The following is an 18109-nucleotide window of genomic DNA, read 5'->3' as shown; positions in this document are numbered from 1 at the left end:
GTCGGGTCGGATAACTAGCCTCAACAGTCAGTAAAATAGCTTATCCCTGGTTGTGGTGGATGTCACCCTGATCATGGCGGCAAAGGACTTTGACGGGATGTATTTTCGCGCCTTGCCCCTTGTCTATGCCGCCGCGCTCGCTTATGAAGCCTTCCCCATGGGGCCACGTGGCGGAGTGGTTACGCAGCGGATTGCAAATCCGTGTACGGGGGTTCGATTCCCTCCGTGGCCTCCATATTCTCCAAAAATATAGCTAGTGTCGGTCGTTCATGGACCCTAACTCGCCGTGAACGCAGTGTTTGCCGTTTGTCACGGCGGGCCTGTTTCGCCCTCTCGCCTTGATCCTTGGTCGGCCACTCCGCAAAGCTGCGTAGAAGCTCTTGTTTCGGATGAGGGGGGCGGCTATTGGAAGAGCCGGAAGAGTATTCCGGCAGGGGACTTGCGATCCATGGTCGATTTTCCGGCGTTGCGCACAAAGATGGTCGACGGCCAGGTGAGGCCGAACGACGTGACCGATCTTCGTATCATCGACGCGATGGGCGAGGTGGCGCGAGAGAACTTCGCGCCGGAGGATCAGAAATCGCTTGCCTATCTCGATCGGGACCTGCCGCTCGGCAACGGTCGTGCGGCGCGGGTGTTGATCCAGCCGATGGTGCTTGCCCGCTTGCTGCAATACGCAGGAGTCAAGTCGACCGACAAGGTGCTGGAAGTCGGTACGGGCTCCGGTTACGGCGCCGCCGTGCTGGCGCGTCTCGCCGGATCGGTGGTGGCGCTGGAGCAGGATCCGGATCTGGCAGTCATTGCTCGCCTCCGGCTCGCGGGCCTTGCCAACGTAGCTGTCGTCGAAGCGCCACTCGTCAAGGGTGCTGCGAACGCCGCGCCCTTTGATGTCATCCTCTTCAACGGTGCCGTTGCCACATTCCCGGACGTCATTGCCGGTCAACTCGCCAAGGGTGGGCGGCTTCTTCTCGTCGAAGAAGGGGAAAGCGCGCCCAGAGCCAAGCTCTACACGCGCGGCGACGCTGGTGTGTCTGGCCGCGTGTTGTTCAATGCCTCGATTCCGGTTCTTCCCGGATTCGAAGCGGTTGCGGCTTTCGCCTTCTAGTTTCGCCCTTTAACGGGGCATTTTACGTCACTATCCCCTTCCATTCGCGAGCGTAAAGCCACGCGAATGGACTGGCGTGGTGATGTGATTTCTGTGCATCGATTTGACTGAATTCGCCGCCACGCCGCCGGCCGAGCTTCCGTTCGCCCGCTCATCGGCTATAGTCCGTCGCCGTACGATTAACATTTTCTTAGGAAATGTGGCGATCTCACGGCTTTCTCGCGAAGGCGTGATAAGACGAAGCCTTGATCGTTGGCTATATCGCACGAGTGGCGATGAACATGAGGTGTGCCGTGGCGTTCCGTCCTTCCCTGTATCTGTCGGCCGCCTTCGGCCTCCTCGTTGTGATGTCAGGTGTCGCCTCGGCGGAATCATTGCAGGATGCGATGGCAGCCGCCTACGCCAACAACCCCGAACTCAACGCGCAACGAGCGGGAACGCGTGCCGCCGACGAAAACGTGCCTCTGGCGCTCGCGCAAGGCAGACCGACGATCACCGGCCAAATCTCGGCGTCGCTGAGCGCCAGCGACACCCGCTACAGGTATCGCTCCTATACGGACTGGGCGAGCGTCTATACCGATTCCGCGGCGGTAAAGAGCCAGATAACGATTATCCAGCCGCTCTACGCCGGTGGGCGCATCGAAAACGGCGTCAACCAGGCCGAGGCAGCGGTAAAGGCTTCGCGCGAGCAGCTTCGCTCCAAGGAGCAGTCGACGCTGCTGGATACGGCGTCGGCCTATATGCAGGTCATTATGTATGGTCAGGCGCTGGACTTGCGGAAGTCTAACGTCGCCTTCCTGCAGGAGCAGGTTCGCGCTGCCAACGACCGCTTTTCGGTGGGTGAGGGCACCCGTACAGACGTATCGCAGGCCGAAGCGGCAATGGCGGCGGCCACGTCGGCCGTCAGTGTGGCTCAAGCCGACTTGATCACCGCTCAGGCCAACTACGTCAAGGTGGTCGGCCATGCGCCGAAAAATCTAAAGGACCCCGGGCCTTTCACCAAGTTGCTGCCGAATAAGCTGTCGGTGGCCGTCGATGCCTCGCGAACCGAGCATCCGGCCATCCGAGCGGCGATTTATAACGCCGATACAGCCGCATTCAATGTTCAGATCGAAGAAGGCACATTGCTGCCCACCCTCTCTTTGCAGGGGGCGGTCGGTAACACGCTCGCCGCGAATACGACCACTGATACCAACACGCCTGACAAAGGGCGCACCCTTGATGCGTCGGTCGCCGCCGTCCTGTCTATTCCAATTTACCAGGGCGGCGCCGAGTACGCCTCCGTCCGTAAGGCCAAGGAAGAGCTGGGCCAAGCCAAGCTACAGGTCGATGTAGCTCGCATGTCGGTGGATGCTTCGCTCATCCAGGCCTGGAGCACGCTCGAATCGTCCAAGGCGCAGATCGTGGCGGCTCAAGCATCTGTTGATGCAAGTAATTTGGCGCTCGAAGGCGTCGTCGAGGAGCAGAAAGTCGGTCAGCGGACGACGCTCGACGTCCTCAACGCTCAGAGCACTTTGATCGATGCGCGGCTGTCACAGGTGAGTGCGCGGGCCCAACTGGTGGTGGCCAGCTACAGCGTCGCCGCGGCAATGGGGCGCCTGGATCGTGAGCGCCTGAACCTCAAAGTGGTCGCCTACCAGCCCGAGCACCACTACGAGCAGGTTCGCGACAAGTGGATTGGGTTGCGCACGCCGGACGGCCGCTGATCTTCTTTGGCAGGGGCGCCGGGGATAACCGCCGGATTCCCGCCGCAAACCGTTTTCTGCAGCGTTAACTAATCTATACTTCGGATGTCGAATCAGGCTTGTCGATGCGTCCGGCCTGCCGATCGCCACGGTTATCGGCGTTCCGGCCCGCCGCCGACGGACTGGTTGGGAGTCGATTCGCCTCCGGGTGTTTGTGCGGAAGCAGGGCCGCGATCGATAGTGTAGAATGTAGTGGGGTGACCCACTCGGAGTAGAGACCAATGGCCAAGGCAGCTGCGTCCGCCGAACCTTCAATGGAAGAGATCCTGGCTTCCATCCGGCGGATCATTGCCGACGAACCCGAAGGCAAGGAGGCGGCGCCGGCGGCGCCTAAAGCCACTCCGGCCAAGGCGGCTGCTCCCAAACCGGAGGTCGAGCCAATGGCTAAGCCGGCGGTCGAGGAAGAGCATATTTCCGAGGATGATCTCGATAAACTGTTCGCCCAGTCGGGCGACGACGATAACGAACCGGAGATGGATGTCGATGATGCCGACGATGGGGATGAGCCGGAAGTGCTCGATCTCGCGGATGTCGGCACTGTCGACGAGGATGAGCCGTTGGACCTTGTGGAAGGGTTGAAAGACGACGAGGCCGAGGTCGCCTTCGCCGAGCCAGAGCCGCCACGCCGGCCCGAGCCCCCAAAGATGGAAGTGCCGCGTGCTCGTCCGGCGCCTGAGCTGGACGTTGAAGAGCCGTTGGTCTCCGCTGCCGCCAGTGCGACTGTCCAGTCCGCTTTCGGCCAACTGAGCCACACCGTGCTTGCTGCCAACGGACGGACGCTCGACGATCTCGTCAAGGAGATGCTACGGCCGATGCTGCATGCTTGGCTGGATGAGAATTTGCCGGTGATCGTGGAGCGGCTGGTGCGCGCCGAGATCGAGCGCGTATCGCGCGGGCGTTGAGCGGCGTGAGGTCCGTCCTCCTGCAACTTATCGCGGCTTTCTTCGAAATAGCAGGCTGTTTCGCCTTTTGGGCATGGCTGCGCCTCGGCAAATCTCCGCTATGGGCGCTGCCGGGTATACTCTCGCTGATCCTGTTTGCGCTGATCCTGACGCGCATCGACAGCACGGCTGCTGGGCGCGTCTTTGCGGCCTATGGCGGCGTTTATATCGCCGCTTCGCTTGCCTGGCTGTGGACGGCGGAGCGGCAGGCGCCAGACCGCTGGGACCTGGTGGGAGGCGCGGTCTGCTTGGTTGGCGCGGCAATCATTCTTCTAGGACCGCGCGCGGCGGCTGGCTGACATGTTGCCCTCAGGCGGCGACGCCGGCCGAAGAGGCCATCGTGGCGCTGTTGGCGACGCTGGCGTAAAGATTGCTGACCGTTTGCGACAGTCTTGCATTACTGCCACTATCACTACCGAAGTTATAGGGCGTGTTCTGCTGCGAGGAATCCGATCCGGAGGCCGACTGTCCTTGGCCACCTGTCGTCGACACGCTTGTCGTGCCGTCGGAATAACTGGTGGTGATGGTGGTGCTGCCGTCGGCGTTGTCGAGGTAGGTCGTGCTGACGACTTTCTTACTATCGCTGCTATCTGAAGCACTGGAGGTACTACCCGAGGACGAGGCGCTGTCGGTTGTCGACGAGGTTGAGTCGGTCGCCGATGTCGTACCCGTGCTGGACGTTGTGCTGGCGCTGCTCGAAGAAGAGGTGGCGTCATCCGCCGAACTCTGCGCACTGGACATCATTCCCTGTGGCGGGGGCGGCGGCGGTGGCATTTGAGTGGCATCCGTCTCTTCGGATGAGCCGTCATTGGATGTCGAAGCGGTGTCGCTGGTCGTAGCAGACGCCGTGCTCGAGGCTGCCGATGAATTCGACGGTGGGGGAGGCGGCGGCGGCATCTGTGTCGCGTCGAATTCCTCGGTTGAGCTATCGCTGGACGCTGAAGCGGCACTATAAGTCGTAGTGGCCGAACTGGAAGACGCCGCTGCCGTTGAGGAGTCCGAAAGCGGTGAAGACATCGCGGCGCTATCGGCGCCGGCTGTCTGTTCCTGCAACGACAGCAGTAAGGACTGCATTTCGCTGGCAAGCGACGAAAAGGCGCTGCCCGACGACACAGTGCTAGATGTCGAGCTGCTGCCTGTGTTGGACGTCGAGCTACTGCCCTGATCTTCGGAAGACGGCGACGAGAAGGCGGTGGTAGCCGAAGTTCCCTTACTGCTCGACGAGCCAAAAAGGGAGGCGAGGCTGCTTATATTGCTGCTCAAGGCCGATAGGGACGACATCTGCTGCCTCCGGGGAAAACTCCCTCTGCAGCTTTAGACGTGGCATTATGCAAAACCAGGCGCGGAAAACTCGGGAAAATATGGTTAACAGCGCAGCCCATTATATTAACGAATCCTGTCGTTATAATGGGTGCGCCTCAATGTCCTTCAGTAACCAGTCGCGGAAGGCTCGGATCTTTGGCTGGCTGCGTCGGTTTTCCGGATAAACCAGCCAATAGGCGGAACCATCTCTACAGACGATGTCGAATGGCATGACAAGCCGACCACTTGTCAATTCCTCGCGGTAGAATGCCGGCGTCAGGATGGCGACGCCGTGACCAGCGATGGCCGAGCTCGCTTCCAGTGTCTGCGAGCCGAACAGGTTGCGTTGTCGTCCCTCAAGATCGGCGTCGTGCACGCCTGCGGCCTGGAACCACAACCGCCACCAGGGGTCGCCGGGATCGATGATCTTGCATTTGAGGAGGTCACGCGGACTGTCGAGCGGCTTGACCCGGTCTAGCAGAGAGGGGCTAAGCATCGGGGCGCAGTCGAGGTCCATGACGTGATGGGCGACAAGTCCCGGCCAGTCGCCTTTGCCAAACCGGATGGCGACGTCGCCGGGATCGCGGCCAAAATCCATCGGCGTATTGTCGGCGACCAGCCGCACGGCGATATGCGGCGCTCCGAGCTGGAAGTTGCCGATGCGGCGGGCGAGCCAGTGGGCGGCAAACGTCGGTGTGGTGTTGATGACGAGTTGCTCCTCGACTGCCATCCGAGCAGCCGCCATGGCCTCCTCCAACAAGGCAAAGGCCTCGCTCACTTTGGGCTTCAAGCGCTCCCCGGCTTCGGTCAGCTCGATCCGGCGTGGCAGCCGGCGAAATAGCAGCTCTCCCAGCACACCCTCCAACTGTTTCACTTGGTAGCTCACCGCCGTCTGCGTCATGCCGAGTTCCTCGCCGGCGCGGGTAAAGCTCATCAGGCGAGACACCGCCTCGAACACCCGTAGCGCGTTGAGCGGTATCTGGCGGCCCAGCTTCATGCATAAGCTCTCTTTATGGATGGAGACGAAGGTTCGATTGGAAACACTCGTCTTTCTGGAGCTAGATTACCCTTATCGCATCAACGGATCAAGGGATATGACGATGACCTGCCTGGATCAGTCCATGGTCCGGCGCGACCGCTGGCGCGCCGGATTTCCTTCTGTTTTCACCGGACTTGTTGGAAGCTTCACCTCCTTTTGCAGGTGGCGAAACGGAAGGGTCGAGGACCTCAACGATCATATGCTGCGTGACATTGGATTTTTCGATGGTCGCTCTACCGAGGCCGCGATGCGGCGTGCGGCCGAGCATCAAGGCGGAATGGACCAGTTTTGACGGCGGGAAGGGCGCTTCTTGTTGATTTTCGGGGGCGTAGCGGCTAACCGTCGCTCACCCCAAGACGACAGGAAAAAGACGTCGGATCATGCTGGAAAAGACATTCGAAGCGGCGGACGTTGAGCCGCGCATCGCCAAGGCCTGGGAAGATGCGAAGGCGTTCGCCGCCGGCGCCGGCAAAAAGCCGGGCAAGGACACCTTCACCATCGTCATTCCGCCGCCGAACGTCACCGGCTCCCTGCACATGGGCCACGCGCTCAACAACACGCTGCAGGACATCCTCGTGCGTCTGCAGCGCATGCGCGGTCTCGACGTGCTCTGGCAGCCTGGTCTCGACCACGCCGGCATCGCCACGCAGATGGTGGTGGAGCGGCAGCTGGCTGAAAAGCAGATCCATCGTCGGCAGATCGGTCGCGAGGACTTCGTCAAGCGTGTCTGGGAATGGAAGGCCGAGTCGGGTGGCACCATCGTCGGTCAGTTGAAGCGCCTTGGCGCCTCCTGCGACTGGTCACGCGAACGCTTCACGATGGACGCCGGGCTTTCCAAGGCCGTGCTAAAGGTGTTCGTGCAGCTTTATCGCGAAGGGCTGATCTACAAGGACAAGCGCCTCGTCAACTGGGATCCCAAGCTGCTCACCGCCATCTCTGACCTTGAGGTCGTGCAGACGGAGTTGAAAGGCAATCTCTGGCATTTCCGCTATCCGCTGGCCGATGGCGTCACCTATCAGTACCCGATCGCCTTCGACGAGGCCGGCAAGCCGACCGAGTTCGAAACGCGCGACTATATCGTCGTCGCCACCACCCGTCCGGAGACCATGCTGGGCGATACCGCCGTTGCCGTGCATCCGACGGACGAGCGTTATGCCGCGATCGTTGGTAAGTTCGTTCGCCTGCCGCTGGTCGGGCGCCTGATCCCGATCGTCGCCGACGAATATTCCGATCCCACCAAGGGCACCGGCGCGGTGAAGATCACCCCGGCGCACGACTTCAACGACTTTGAAGTGGGCAAGCGGCATGGCTGCAAGCCGATCAGCATCCTCGATGTCGAGGGCGCGGTGACGCTGAAGGGCAACGCTGACTTCTTTGAAGGTGTCACGCCCACGGCCGAGCTCGATCAGACCGTCGACAACCTGCATGGCCGGGATCGCTTCGAGGCCCGCAAGCTGGTGGTCGCCGCCATCGAGGCGGCCGGTTTCCTCGACAAGATCGAACCGCATGTCCATCAGGTGCCGCACGGCGATCGCGGTGGCGTGCCGATCGAACCCTTCCTCACCGATCAGTGGTACGTCAATGCCAAGGTTCTGGCCGAGCCGGCACTGGCCTCGGTCAAGGAGGGGCGCACCAGCTTCGTGCCGAAGAACTGGGAAAAGACCTATTACGAGTGGATGGAGAACATCCAGCCGTGGTGCATCTCGCGCCAGCTCTGGTGGGGGCACCAGATCCCGGCCTGGTACGGGCCGGACGGCAAGGTGTTCGTCGCCGAGAGCGAGGCGGCCGCTGCCGATGAGGCGAAGGCTCACTACGGCGAGCCGGTCGAGCTGAAGCGCGACGAAGACGTGCTCGACACCTGGTTCTCGTCGGCGCTGTGGCCTTTCTCGACGCTCGGCTGGCCGGACCAGACGCCCGAGCTTGCTCGCTACTATCCGACCAACGTGCTCATCACCGGCTTCGACATCATCTTCTTCTGGGTCGCCCGGATGATGATGATGGGCAAGCACTTCATGGGCACCGAGCCCTTCAAGGACGTCTACATCCACGCCCTCGTCCGCGACGAGAAGGGCGCCAAGATGTCGAAGTCCAAGGGCAACGTCATCGATCCGCTCAACTTGATCGACGAGTTCGGCGCCGACGCCCTGCGCTTCACGCTGGCGGCAATGGCCGCCCAAGGCCGCGACATCAAGCTCGCCACCAGCCGTGTCGGTGGCTATCGCAACTTCGCGACCAAGCTCTGGAACGCCGTTCGCTTCACGGAAATGAACGGCTGCGTTCGCGTGGCTGGCTTCGATCCCGACAAGGTGACCGAGACGCTCAACCGCTGGATCGTCACCGAAGCGCGCAAGACTGAGGCCGAGGTCACCGAAGCGCTTGACGCCTACCGCTTCAACGACGCGGCCGGCGCCATCTACCGCTTCGTCTGGAACTCCTTCTGCGACTGGTACCTCGAGTTCACCAAGCCGGTGCTGACGGGTGACGATGGTCCGGCCAAGGACGAGACGCGCTCCACCTGCGCCTGGGTGATCGACGAGATCCTGAAGGTGCTGCATCCTTTCATGCCGTTCATCACCGAGGAGCTGTGGGCCAAGACCGGTGACACCGGTCCGGCTCGTGACAACCTGCTGGTTCTGACGTCCTGGCCGGAAGGCAGCCGTGAGACGACCGATGCGGCAGACGAGATCAACTGGCTGATCGACGTCATCACCGAGATCCGCTCGGTACGCGCCGAGATGAACGTCGCGCCCGCGACGCTGCTGCCGCTGGTCTTGGTCGGGGCTTCCGAAAAGGTCAGGGGATGGCTCGCCACCCATACGCCGGCCATCCTGCGTCTCGCTCGCGTGTCGGAGGTCTCCACCGCCGATGTGGCGCCCGGCCAGTCGGCTCAGATCGTCACCGCCGATGGCGTCATCGCCCTACCGCTGTCCGGCGTGGTTGACCTCGATAGCGAGCGTGCCCGCCTCGGCAAGGAGGAGGGTAAGCTGATGAACGAGATCGAACGCATCGACAAGAAGCTCGGCAATGCCGCCTTCGTTGCCAAGGCCCCGGAAGAGGTGGTCGAGGAGGAGAAGGCCAAGCGCGATGGCTACGCCGAGCGGCTGGTCAAGGTCCGCGAAGCGTTGGCCCGGCTGGCGTAAGGATATCTTCTTTGCTGGTAGAGTTTGGGCCTCGCGGGTAACCGCGAGGCCCCTTCAATTTTTGCGCGCTTGTACGGGGCCAACTTTCCGTCACTGCAGGCAGTTGGACAGTCAGGCGGAATCCGCTAAGGCTTGCGAGTGATTCTCAGGAAGCCTTCATGCGTATTGCCATTCTCTCAGACATTCATGGTAACGCCGATGCGTTTGCGGCGGTGCTCGACGATCTCAACAGCCGCTCAGTGGACGCCACGATTTGTCTTGGCGACCATCTGTCGGGACCGCTCGAAGCCCGGCGCACGGCTGAGATGCTGATGACCTCTTCGATTGCCTGTATTGCCGGCAACCACGATCGTGCGCTGGTGAGCACGCCCCGGGCGGAGATGGGGCTGTCGGATGGTCACGCCTATGACCAGCTTTCCGGCGCTCATATCGCCTGGCTGAAGGGACTCCCGGCCTCTCTATCGGTTGGTCCGGTGATCGCCTGGCACGGCACGCCGGCCTCCGACCTTGAGTATTGGCTGGAGACGGTAGAGGGCGGCCGCATGCGGCTGGCCGACCGCGATCTGGTGGAAGCTCGGGCAAACACTCCCGTGGGCACCATCGGACCATCGAGCTTGCTTTTGTGCGGCCACACTCACATGCCGCGAATCGTTCGACTGAAATCCGGGGCTGTCGTCGTCAACCCCGGCAGCGTCGGTCTGCAAGGCTACACCGACGACGCGCCAGTGCACATCATGCAGGTGGGCGCGCCCGAGGCCCGTTACGCGGTTGCCGAGCAGCGCTATGCCGGTTGGGCCGTGGTGCACTACGCCGTGCCTTACGACACGGCCAATGTCGTCCGCCTCGCCCGCGAGGCCGGCCGGCCCGAGTGGGCCTCGGCACTCGAAAGCGGCTGGATCGCCTGAGAGGGCTTACGCTTCTGGCTCAACGTGGCTGGTGTGGATGGCAAAGGCCGCGGCGACGGCGCGGATGCGCGCCGGATCGAGCGGCTTGGCCGGATCTTCATTCTCCGATACGGCAGCTCGGAATCCGAGATGGTCGGGTCGCAGCGGCAACAGCGTGCCGACATCGACGACACGCAGACCGCCGGTGAGGGCAACGGTCAGCTTCGATCGGCGCGCTGAGGCGATGAAGCGGGCAATGTCGGCGAGTTTGACGGCTTTCGTCAGCCCGTCCGGTGTCTCGGGGGCTGAAAGCCAGACGCCGGAAAAACCTGCGATGGCTGCCACGGGCATGAGATCGAAGTCCGGCCCCGCCTCGGGAGGAAAGGCGGCAATCAGCTTGACGCTGGTTGCCATCGACCGACCGATCCGCGACAGAAGCGCCGCCCCGGCGTCACCGTCCGGCACAGGCAAGACCAGCGCGGCGACGCCGGTCGCGGCGAGATCGGCCAGCCCCTCGGGCGTGAGATTCCCGGCCGCGGCGACCACCTCGGCCCGTTCGCCGGCAAGGGCCAGGATAGCCCGCAGCTCGGCCACCGAAAGAGGGGCCGGCAATCCCGCGACACTACCGGCGGCGAACATCATCGTGACGCCGGCAGCGATGGCCGCTTGCGCCTCCTCGGTCGTGGCGACAGTTACCTGAAGAGCAGTCATGGCAGGCCTCCGGCGCGTCCGAGCTTTTCGATCGGATCGTTCGCGAATCGGGCCGCCAGCTCGGCGACCGTCCTGTCGCCAATCAAGAGGTCCGGCGCGATCTCGGCAAGAGGTATTAGGACGAAGCCGCGCTCGTGGGCGTGGCGATGCGGGAGCGTCAACTCGGGGGTATCCATGCGCACGCCCTCATAGGCGGCGATGTCGATGTCGATGACGCGCGGCCCCCAGCGCTCGTGGCGGACGCGGCCAAGCTGGCGCTCCACCTCGAGGCAAATGGTGAGCAGCTCCAGCGGGGGGAGGGTGGTTTCTACTACGGCCGAGACGTTGGTGAAATCTGGCTGATCGGTCTTGCCCCAGGGACGGGTGCGATAATTCGATGAACGCGCGACCACATCCACACCCGCCGTCTCCAGCAGGTCCAGCGCGTTTGCGATGGTGGCTTGCACGTCGCCAATGTTGCCGCCGAGGCTGAGCGCTGCCCTAGGCATTGGCGCGGCTCCGGGTGATCTCCACCGACACATTGTCGAGCACATGCTGTACCGGTGCCGACGGCTTGTCGACACGGACGGTGATCGCCTCGACGAGCGGGAAGTTTGCCAGAATGTTGCCGGCGATCGCCTCTGCCAGGGCTTCCAGCAGATTGAAGCGCCGCGTGGTGGCGATGCCGACGGCAACGTCGGCCATGTCGGCGTAGGACACCGACTTCGTCAGGTCGTCGCTTTCCCCGGCGGCACGCGTATCGACCACCGCGTCAAATGAGATGAAGAAGCGCTGGCCGATCGCCGCCTCTTCAGTCAGTACGCCGTGGCGGGCGAAGACGGCGAGCCGGTGGACGCGAATATGGTCGCTCATCGCATCTCTTTCCTGATGGCGTCGGCTACGGCGGCGGCGTCGCGATGGGCGGCGACATCGTGGACGCGGATGATATCGGCGCCGGCAAGAATGGCGGCGACGTTGGAGGCGACGGTGCCATAGAGCCGCTCGGCAACCGGCCGCTCGGCGCCAATCAGCGCGCCGATCATCCGTTTGCGCGACGTTCCCATCAGCACCGGATAACCGAGCGCCTTGAGTTCGCCGACGCGCGCCACCGCCTGAATGTTCTGTTCGAGCGTCTTCCCGAAGCCGACACCTGGATCGAGAATGACATGATTGTCCGGAACGCCGGCCTTGCGGGCGATGTCCAGCGACCGCCCGAAGAAGGCTTTCATGTCCTCGATGATGTCGAGCGCCGGATCGATATCGAACCGATTGTGCATGACGATCACCAGCGCGCCGTGGGCGGCGGCGACGGAGGCAATGTCGGGCTCGCGCTGGAGGCCCCAGACGTCGTTGACGATAGCTGCTCCAGCGCGGAGCGCTACTTCCGCTGTCGCAGCCTTGTAGGTGTCGATGGATATAGGAGGAAAGTCGCCGGCGGCCAGGCGCTCGATCACCGGCTTCACGCGAGCGATCTCTTCTTCCTGCGACACCTCGGTGGCGCCCGGTCGCGTCGACTCGCCGCCGATATCGAGAATGTCGGCCCCCTCCTCCTTCATGCGGCGGGCGTGGGCGAACGCGGCCTCCGTCGAGCTATAGCGCCCGCCGTCGGAAAAGCTGTCGGGCGTTACGTTGAGGATGCCCATCACCAGCGTTCGCTTGCCGAGGTCGGGCAGGAGGGAGAGGACCATGGGCGTGCTCGCGTCTGTGGGTCGAGCTTCTGAGGTAGACTGCGCGCCAGCCGCTGGCAAGCGGCCGTTCGCCAACATCACCTGAAGCACTTCATCTTGATTCAAATTCTGAAGATTCGACAACTTGAATCGATGTGTGAGGTTCTTGATTTGTATTTTAAATCAATGAATTAAAGTGACTTCTGGAATCTCATGCAGAACCTCGTCGCTTTCCAGGGACGGCTGGCGCCTTCTCCAATCCCGCCGGCAAATCCATGATTGACCGGCGGGAAGGATTTGCTTGGCGCTGTCACTCCGCCGCGTTGCGTCGTTGCGGACGGCGGTCGAGCAGCTCACGGAGATAGCGGCCGGTGTAGCTCGCATCCACCTTCATCACCTCTTCCGGCGTACCGGCGGCAACGATGCGACCGCCGCCGTCGCCGCCCTCGGGACCGAGGTCGACCAACCAGTCGGCAGTTTTGATGACCTCGAGATTGTGCTCGATGATCACCACCGTGTTGCCCTGCTCGACCAGCTCGTGCAGCATTTCGAGAAGCTTGGCGACGTCGTGGAAGTGGAGGCCGGTCGTCGGTTCGTCGAGGATGTAGAGCGTGCGGCCGGTTGCCCGGCGCGACAGTTCCTTGGCGAGCTTGACGCGTTGCGCCTCGCCGCCCGACAGCGTCGTCGCCTGTTGGCCGACCTTGACGTAGCCGAGGCCGACGTCGCGCAGCGCCGTCATCTTGTCGCGGATGGCCGGCACCGCCTGGAAGAAGTCGCAGGCTTCCTCCACCGTCATGTCGAGCACGTCGGCGATCGACTTGCCCTTGAAGTGAACCTCCAGCGTCTCGCGATTGTAGCGATGGCCCTTGCAGACGTCGCAGGTCACGTAGACGTCCGGCAGGAAGTGCATCTCGATCTTGAGAACGCCGTCGCCCTGACAGGCTTCGCAGCGGCCGCCCTTGACGTTGAAGGAGAAGCGACCCGGCCCGTAGCCGCGCGCCTTGGCTTCCGGCAGGCCGGCGAACCAATCGCGGATCGGCGTGAAGGCGCCGGTGTAAGTGGCCGGGTTGGAGCGCGGCGTACGGCCGATCGGCGACTGGTCGATGTCGATCACCTTGTCGAGCATCTCCAGGCCTTCGATGCGGTCGTGCGGTGCCGCCTGCTCGCGGGCGCCGTTGAGGCGCCGCGCCGCCGCCTTGAACAGCGTGTCGATCAACAGCGTCGACTTGCCACCACCCGATACGCCGGTGACGCAGGTGAACAGGCCGATGGGGATGTCGGCGGTAACGTCCTTGAGGTTGTTGGCCCGCGCACCGACGACACGGATATATTTGTTCTTCTGCGGCTTGCGGCGCTTGTCGGGCAGGGGGATGGCAAGGGTGCCGGACAGATACTGGCCGGTGAGGCTGGCCGGATCGGCCATGATTTCGGCCGGCGTCCCCTCGGAGACGATCTTGCCACCATGGATACCGGCGCCCGGCCCGACGTCGAGCACATAATCGGCGGCGAGGATGGCGTCCTCGTCATGCTCGACGACGATCACCGTGTTGCCGAGATCGCGCAAGTGCTTCAGCGTCTCGATCAGCTTGTCGTTGTCGCGCTGGTGTAGGCCGATGGACGGCTCGTCGAGCACATAGAGCACGCCCGTCAGGCCGGAACCGATCTGGCTGGCCAGACGGATGCGCTGGCTCTCGCCGCCGGACAGCGTGCCCGATGCGCGCGACATCGTCAGGTATTCAAGACCGACATTGTTGAGAAAGCGCAGGCGCTCGCGAATTTCCTTCAGGATGCGAACGGCGATTTCATTCTGCTTGGCGGTCAGCTTGTCTGGCAGGGCCGTGAACCAGGCAACCGCCTCTCGGATCGACATCTGGGTGACCTGGCCGATGTGCAGGCCGGCGATCTTGACGGCCAGCGCTTCCGGCTTCAGGCGGTAGCCGTTGCAGGTCTCGCAAGGATGGTCGGACTGGAAGCGCCCCAGCTCCTCCCGCACCATATCGGAATCGGTTTCCTTCCAGCGCCGCTCGATGTTGCCGACTACGCCTTCGAACGGCTTCTTGGTGGTGTAGGTCCTGAGGCCGTCGTCATAGGTGAAGGCGATCTCCTCACTACCCGAACCGGTCAGAATGACGTCGCGCACCTTTTGCGGAAGATCCTTCCAGGGCGTCGTCATCGACGCCTTGAAATGGCGGCAAATCGCCTCGAGCGTCTGGGCGTAATAGGGCGAGGAGGCGCCGGTCTTCGCCCAAGGCAGGACGCAGCCGCCACGCAGGGACAAGCTGTCGTCGGGCACCACCAGCTCGGCTTCGAACTTCAGCTCGGTGCCCAGGCCGTCGCACTTGGGGCAGGCGCCGAATGGGTTGTTGAAGGAGAACAGGCGCGGCTCGATTTCGGAAATGGTGAAGCCGCTGACCGGACAGGCGAACTTTTCCGAGAAGGTGATGCGGCGCGGCTCGCTCTCGCCCTCGGCGATCTCGGCGATCTCGAGAATGGCGATACCGTCGGCCAGGGCCAGCGCCGTCTGAAAGCTGTCGGCGAGGCGAGCGGTAAGGTCCGGCTTGACGACGATACGGTCGACGACAATGTCGATGTCATGCTTGATCTTCTTGTCGAGCGCCGGCACTTCCTCGATCGGATAGAAGCTGCCGTCCACCTTGACGCGCTGGAAGCCCTTCTTCTGGAGGTCGGCGAACTCCTTGCGATACTCACCCTTTCGGCCGCGGATCATCGGCGCCAGCAAGTAGAGGCGGGTGCCTTCGGGCAATTCCAAAGTACGATCGACCATCTGGCTGATGGTCTGGCTCTCGATCGGCAGGCCGGTGGCTGGCGAATAGGGAATGCCGACGCGCGCGAACAGCAGGCGCATGTAGTCGTAGATTTCGGTGACGGTGCCCACCGTCGAGCGTGGATTGCGCGAGGTGGTCTTCTGTTCAATGGAAATGGCCGGCGACAGACCGTCGATCTGGTCGACGTCCGGCTTCTGCATCATGTCGAGGAACTGCCGGGCGTAAGCCGAAAGGCTCTCGACGTAGCGGCGCTGGCCCTCGGCATAAATGGTGTCGAAGGCGAGCGACGACTTGCCCGAGCCGGAGAGGCCGGTCATGACGATGAGGCTGTCGCGCGGCAGGTCGACGTCGATGTTCTTGAGATTGTGCTCGCGCGCGCCGCGCACCGAAAGGGAGCGCCGGGCCTGGTCGAAAATGCTGGTCGGCTTGTTCGGCATGTCTATCGTCGTCCTTGTCGCGTCTCCCGGGAGGGGCGGGAGGCGAAAAAATCCGTTGCCCAAAGCGCATGATCAGGCGGCCATAAGGCGCGCCACGCTAGTCCGGGTCTGCTGACGCATCCTGTCAGGATCGAGTGGCGACCTGCAAGAGCATCGGCGTGCGCGGCTGCCATACCGCCTACCCTGAGAAGAAAACGCCGAAAATCTTGGAATTCGGTTGCGGCATTCTTGTGAAACGGTTAGAACGTATCAGGAACACAATGCGGACGCTAGCCCTTTTCTCACTGTGGAAAAGGAGTGAGGGCAGCCGAGCCGGGGTATCGCAGTGTCGGTGCCGGCGATAACGTGCAACCGTGTTGCCGGGCGAAAGCGCCGGCCGGCGAGGCGTGCCAGTGCGCCAAGCCGAAGGTAACGAGTTTGAGGGAAGAAAGCCATGGCAGGCAGCGTCAACAAGGTCATCCTGATCGGCAATCTCGGACGTGATCCCGAGGTGCGGCGGATGGGGTCGGGCGATGCCGTGGTCAACCTGCGTATCGCGACCTCCGAAAACTGGCGCGACCGTCAGAGCGGCGAGCGCAAGGAACGCACCGAGTGGCACTCGGTGGTGATCTTCAACGAAAATCTGGCCAAGGTCGCCGAGCAGTACCTGAAGAAGGGCTCCAAGGTTTACATCGAGGGGCAGCTTCAGACCCGCAAGTGGACTGACCAGTCCGGCCAAGAGCGCTATTCCACGGAAGTGGTGCTGCAGCGCTTCCGTGGCGAACTGACCATTCTCGACAGTCGTGGCGGCGAAGGTGGTGGCCGCGGCGAGGGCGATTTTGGCGATGCCGGTTCGGATTACGGCTCCTCCGGCCCGATGGAACGCGCTCCTGCCAAGTCGTCGGGCGGTGGGCGTCCCCAGGGTGGCGGCGCTCCGGCCTCCAACTTCTCGTCCGACCTCGACGACGACATCCCGTTCTGAACGCTGGCGGACTGACGCCCGCTTTCTCTTTCGATTGGACGCCGCGGGTTGAGCCGCGCCCGGATCGTGTGGCTCGGGTTCGGCTTGCTCTGATGCATCGTCGACGCATGGCTGTTGGAACAGCAGCCGGTATCGGCTCAGAGCTGGTCCGGGCCGGTCTCGCTCAGCTCGCGGGAATCGGGGCGGCCGGTGCCATGCTGGTCGGCGATCCGGCCTATTATGGTCGCTTCGGCTTTGTCGCTCGGCCGGGCCTTGTCTGTGACGGCGTACCGGATGTTTACGGGCAGGCTGTCACTTTCATCACGCCGCCCGCCTGGGAACGCATCGCCTTCCATCCGGCCTTCTTCACCGCGAAATAAATCTCAGCCAAAGCGGGTGATGACGTTAATGCCGGTCTCCTGTGACCGGTCCATCCCGATGAGCAGATCGATGGCCTCGTCGAGCCCGACGTGGCGGTTGATCAGCTTCTGCGGTGCGAGTTTGCCGGCGGCGATCATCGCGAGCATGTCGCCATAGCGCCAAGCCTGCATGCCATGGCTGCCATAGACTTCCAGCTCCCAGCCGATGATGCGGGCCATGGGGATCGGGGCTTCTGCGTCGTCACCGAGCATCAGGCCGACCTGAACATGGCGACCGCGCCGCTTGAGCCCGAGGATGGAGTTGCGCGCGGTGACCCGATGACCAAGCGCATCAATCGACAGATGCGCACCGCCACCTGTCAGGTCGCGGACGGCGCCGGCAACGTCCGGCGTGGTCCGGCCGTTGATGACCGCCATGGCGCCGATGGTCTTGGCGAATTCCAACTTGTCATCGGCAATGTCGATGGCGATCACATTGGCGCCCATCGCCGCCGCGATCATGATGGCCGATAGGCCGACGCCGCCGCAGCCATGCACTGCCACCCATTCACCGCCGCGTACCCGCCCCTGATCGACCACCGCGCGGAACGAGGTGGCAAACCGGCAACCGAGGCTGGCGGCAGTTGGGAAGTCGATATCGTCGGGCAACGCCACCACGTTGTCGTCGGCGTGGTGCACGCCGACATATTCGGCAAATGAACCCCAGTGGGTGAAGCCGGGCTGCGTCTGATTGCGGCAGACCTGCTGATTGCCAGAGCCGCATTCCGGGCAACGGCCGCAGCCGGCGACGAAGGGCATGGTGACGCGCTCGCCCTCTCGGAAGCGGGTGACGTCGCGACCGACGGCAACGACACGACCGGCGAATTCATGGCCTGGCACATGCGGCAGCGCGATGTCGGGGTCGTGACCCATCCAGCCATGCCAGTCGGAGCGGCAAATGCCAGACGCTTCCACCTTCAACACCAGGCCGTGTGGCTCTGGCGTCGGATCGGGCAGGGTGCGGATTTCCGGCCGTTGGCCGAAGAGCTCATAGAAAATCGCGCGCATACTGGG

At 62.9% G+C, this 18109-nt stretch carries 20 protein-coding genes and 1 tRNA gene; 13 read left to right on the top strand and 8 right to left on the bottom strand.

Annotated elements, in window-relative coordinates:
* The first annotated feature begins 161 nt into the window (after positions 1-161).
* The 5 genes from AB6N07_RS20485 to AB6N07_RS20465 all read left to right on the top strand — a co-directional run bounded on the left by AB6N07_RS20485 (position 162) and on the right by AB6N07_RS20465 (position 4090).
* Positions 162-235: transfer RNA gene (locus AB6N07_RS20485), tRNA-Cys, on the top strand.
* A 213-nt stretch (positions 236-448) separates the two neighbouring features.
* Positions 449-1105 (top strand): protein-L-isoaspartate O-methyltransferase, encoded by a 657-nt coding sequence (locus AB6N07_RS20480; protein ID WP_370674903.1) that lies wholly within the window; start codon positions 449-451, stop codon positions 1103-1105.
* Positions 1106-1350: 245 nt separating this feature from the next.
* Entirely contained in the window at positions 1351-2811 is a 1461-nt protein-coding gene (locus AB6N07_RS20475) for a TolC family outer membrane protein (protein ID WP_370674902.1), read from the top strand.
* 260 nt (positions 2812-3071) lie between these two features.
* A complete protein-coding gene (locus AB6N07_RS20470; RefSeq protein ID WP_370674901.1) occupies positions 3072-3752 on the top strand; it encodes a PopZ family protein in 681 nt (226 codons plus the stop codon).
* Positions 3753-3757: 5 nt separating this feature from the next.
* The gene (locus AB6N07_RS20465) at positions 3758-4090 is read left to right on the top strand and encodes a YnfA family protein (RefSeq protein ID WP_370674900.1); all 333 of its coding nucleotides are present in this window, start codon (positions 3758-3760) and stop codon (positions 4088-4090) included.
* 10 nt (positions 4091-4100) lie between these two features.
* Here the strand turns inward: AB6N07_RS20465 and AB6N07_RS20460 are convergent, their stop codons facing one another.
* On the bottom strand, positions 4101-4283 hold the full coding sequence (locus AB6N07_RS20460) for a hypothetical protein (protein WP_370674899.1): 183 nt from the start codon (positions 4281-4283) through the stop codon (positions 4101-4103).
* A 67-nt stretch (positions 4284-4350) separates the two neighbouring features.
* Here AB6N07_RS20460 and AB6N07_RS20455 point away from each other — a divergent pair, with 67 nt between their 5' ends.
* Genes AB6N07_RS20455 through AB6N07_RS20445 form a run of 3 tightly spaced genes read left to right on the top strand, consistent with a single transcriptional unit; the run spans position 4351 to position 4956 of the window.
* Positions 4351-4569 carry a hypothetical protein gene (locus AB6N07_RS20455; protein WP_370674898.1) on the top strand — a complete coding sequence of 73 codons (219 nt, stop codon included), beginning with the start codon at positions 4351-4353 and terminating at the stop codon, positions 4567-4569.
* Complete coding sequence (locus AB6N07_RS20450) at positions 4570-4746, top strand: hypothetical protein (RefSeq protein WP_370674897.1); 177 nt, start codon at positions 4570-4572, stop codon at positions 4744-4746.
* A gap of 6 nt (positions 4747-4752) precedes the next feature.
* The gene (locus tag AB6N07_RS20445; RefSeq protein WP_370674896.1) at positions 4753-4956 is read left to right on the top strand and encodes a hypothetical protein; all 204 of its coding nucleotides are present in this window, start codon (positions 4753-4755) and stop codon (positions 4954-4956) included.
* Positions 4957-5193: 237 nt separating this feature from the next.
* Here AB6N07_RS20445 and AB6N07_RS20440 read toward each other — a convergent pair whose 3' ends face one another.
* Complete coding sequence (locus AB6N07_RS20440) at positions 5194-6090, bottom strand: LysR substrate-binding domain-containing protein (RefSeq protein WP_370674895.1); 897 nt, start codon at positions 6088-6090, stop codon at positions 5194-5196.
* 37 nt (positions 6091-6127) lie between these two features.
* Here AB6N07_RS20440 and AB6N07_RS20435 point away from each other — a divergent pair, with 37 nt between their 5' ends.
* From AB6N07_RS20435 to AB6N07_RS20425, 3 genes are all read left to right on the top strand, one after another.
* Entirely contained in the window at positions 6128-6424 is a 297-nt protein-coding gene (locus tag AB6N07_RS20435; RefSeq protein WP_370674894.1) for a hypothetical protein, read from the top strand.
* Positions 6425-6512: 88 nt separating this feature from the next.
* The gene (locus AB6N07_RS20430) at positions 6513-9272 is read left to right on the top strand and encodes a valine--tRNA ligase (RefSeq protein WP_370674893.1); all 2760 of its coding nucleotides are present in this window, start codon (positions 6513-6515) and stop codon (positions 9270-9272) included.
* Between the two features lie 158 nt (positions 9273-9430).
* On the top strand, positions 9431-10177 hold the full coding sequence (locus tag AB6N07_RS20425; protein WP_370674892.1) for a metallophosphoesterase: 747 nt from the start codon (positions 9431-9433) through the stop codon (positions 10175-10177).
* Positions 10178-10183: 6 nt separating this feature from the next.
* Here AB6N07_RS20425 and AB6N07_RS20420 read toward each other — a convergent pair whose 3' ends face one another.
* The 5 genes from AB6N07_RS20420 to uvrA all read right to left on the bottom strand — a co-directional run bounded on the left by AB6N07_RS20420 (position 10184) and on the right by uvrA (position 15736).
* A complete protein-coding gene (locus AB6N07_RS20420) occupies positions 10184-10867 on the bottom strand; it encodes a (5-formylfuran-3-yl)methyl phosphate synthase (RefSeq protein WP_370674891.1) in 684 nt (227 codons plus the stop codon).
* Positions 10864-11355 (bottom strand): 2-amino-4-hydroxy-6-hydroxymethyldihydropteridine diphosphokinase, encoded by a 492-nt coding sequence (folK, locus tag AB6N07_RS20415; protein WP_370674890.1) that lies wholly within the window; start codon positions 11353-11355, stop codon positions 10864-10866. The genes AB6N07_RS20420 and folK overlap by 4 nt, the downstream gene beginning before the upstream one ends.
* Complete coding sequence (gene folB / locus AB6N07_RS20410; RefSeq protein ID WP_370674889.1) at positions 11348-11719, bottom strand: dihydroneopterin aldolase; 372 nt, start codon at positions 11717-11719, stop codon at positions 11348-11350. Before folB ends, folK begins: the two co-directional genes overlap by 8 nt.
* Entirely contained in the window at positions 11716-12534 is an 819-nt protein-coding gene (gene folP / locus AB6N07_RS20405; RefSeq protein ID WP_370674888.1) for a dihydropteroate synthase, read from the bottom strand. The genes folB and folP overlap by 4 nt, the downstream gene beginning before the upstream one ends.
* A 289-nt stretch (positions 12535-12823) precedes the next feature.
* A complete protein-coding gene (uvrA, locus tag AB6N07_RS20400; RefSeq protein WP_370674887.1) occupies positions 12824-15736 on the bottom strand; it encodes an excinuclease ABC subunit UvrA in 2913 nt (970 codons plus the stop codon).
* Between the two features lie 433 nt (positions 15737-16169).
* On the opposite strand from uvrA, the gene AB6N07_RS20395 reads away from it, so the two are divergent.
* The gene (locus AB6N07_RS20395) at positions 16170-16697 is read left to right on the top strand and encodes a single-stranded DNA-binding protein (protein ID WP_370674886.1); all 528 of its coding nucleotides are present in this window, start codon (positions 16170-16172) and stop codon (positions 16695-16697) included.
* Between the two features lie 107 nt (positions 16698-16804).
* Positions 16805-17056, top strand: coding sequence for a hypothetical protein (locus AB6N07_RS20390; RefSeq protein ID WP_370674885.1), 252 nt, complete (start codon positions 16805-16807; stop codon positions 17054-17056).
* Between the two features lie 3 nt (positions 17057-17059).
* On the opposite strand, the gene AB6N07_RS20385 is transcribed toward AB6N07_RS20390, so the two are convergent.
* A complete protein-coding gene (locus AB6N07_RS20385; RefSeq protein WP_370674884.1) occupies positions 17060-18103 on the bottom strand; it encodes a zinc-dependent alcohol dehydrogenase family protein in 1044 nt (347 codons plus the stop codon).
* Between the last annotated feature and the right edge of the window lie 6 nt (positions 18104-18109).

Source organism: Pleomorphomonas sp. PLEO (genome assembly GCF_041320595.1).
Taxonomy (GTDB): Bacteria; Pseudomonadota; Alphaproteobacteria; order Rhizobiales; family Pleomorphomonadaceae; genus Pleomorphomonas.
This window is presented reverse-complemented; position numbering and strand designations above follow the sequence as displayed.

Excerpts from the sequence above, each read along its gene's own strand:
- AB6N07_RS20480 (WP_370674903.1), top strand. The coding sequence starts at position 449 with ATGGTCGATTTTCCGGCGTTGCGCACAAAGATGGTCGACGGCCAGGTG.
- AB6N07_RS20470 (WP_370674901.1), top strand. The coding sequence starts at position 3,072 with ATGGCCAAGGCAGCTGCGTCCGCCGAACCTTCAATGGAAGAGATCCTG.
- AB6N07_RS20440 (WP_370674895.1), bottom strand. The coding sequence starts at position 6,090 with ATGAAGCTGGGCCGCCAGATACCGCTCAACGCGCTACGGGTGTTCGAG.
- AB6N07_RS20430 (WP_370674893.1), top strand. The coding sequence starts at position 6,513 with ATGCTGGAAAAGACATTCGAAGCGGCGGACGTTGAGCCGCGCATCGCC.
- AB6N07_RS20425 (WP_370674892.1), top strand. The coding sequence starts at position 9,431 with ATGCGTATTGCCATTCTCTCAGACATTCATGGTAACGCCGATGCGTTT.
- AB6N07_RS20420 (WP_370674891.1), bottom strand. The coding sequence starts at position 10,867 with ATGACTGCTCTTCAGGTAACTGTCGCCACGACCGAGGAGGCGCAAGCG.
- folK (WP_370674890.1), bottom strand. The coding sequence starts at position 11,355 with ATGCCTAGGGCAGCGCTCAGCCTCGGCGGCAACATTGGCGACGTGCAA.
- folB (WP_370674889.1), bottom strand. The coding sequence starts at position 11,719 with ATGAGCGACCATATTCGCGTCCACCGGCTCGCCGTCTTCGCCCGCCAC.
- folP (WP_370674888.1), bottom strand. The coding sequence starts at position 12,534 with ATGGTCCTCTCCCTCCTGCCCGACCTCGGCAAGCGAACGCTGGTGATG.
- uvrA (WP_370674887.1), bottom strand. The coding sequence starts at position 15,736 with ATGCCGAACAAGCCGACCAGCATTTTCGACCAGGCCCGGCGCTCCCTT.
- AB6N07_RS20395 (WP_370674886.1), top strand. The coding sequence starts at position 16,170 with ATGGCAGGCAGCGTCAACAAGGTCATCCTGATCGGCAATCTCGGACGT.
- AB6N07_RS20390 (WP_370674885.1), top strand. The coding sequence starts at position 16,805 with ATGGCTGTTGGAACAGCAGCCGGTATCGGCTCAGAGCTGGTCCGGGCC.
- AB6N07_RS20385 (WP_370674884.1), bottom strand. The coding sequence starts at position 18,103 with ATGCGCGCGATTTTCTATGAGCTCTTCGGCCAACGGCCGGAAATCCGC.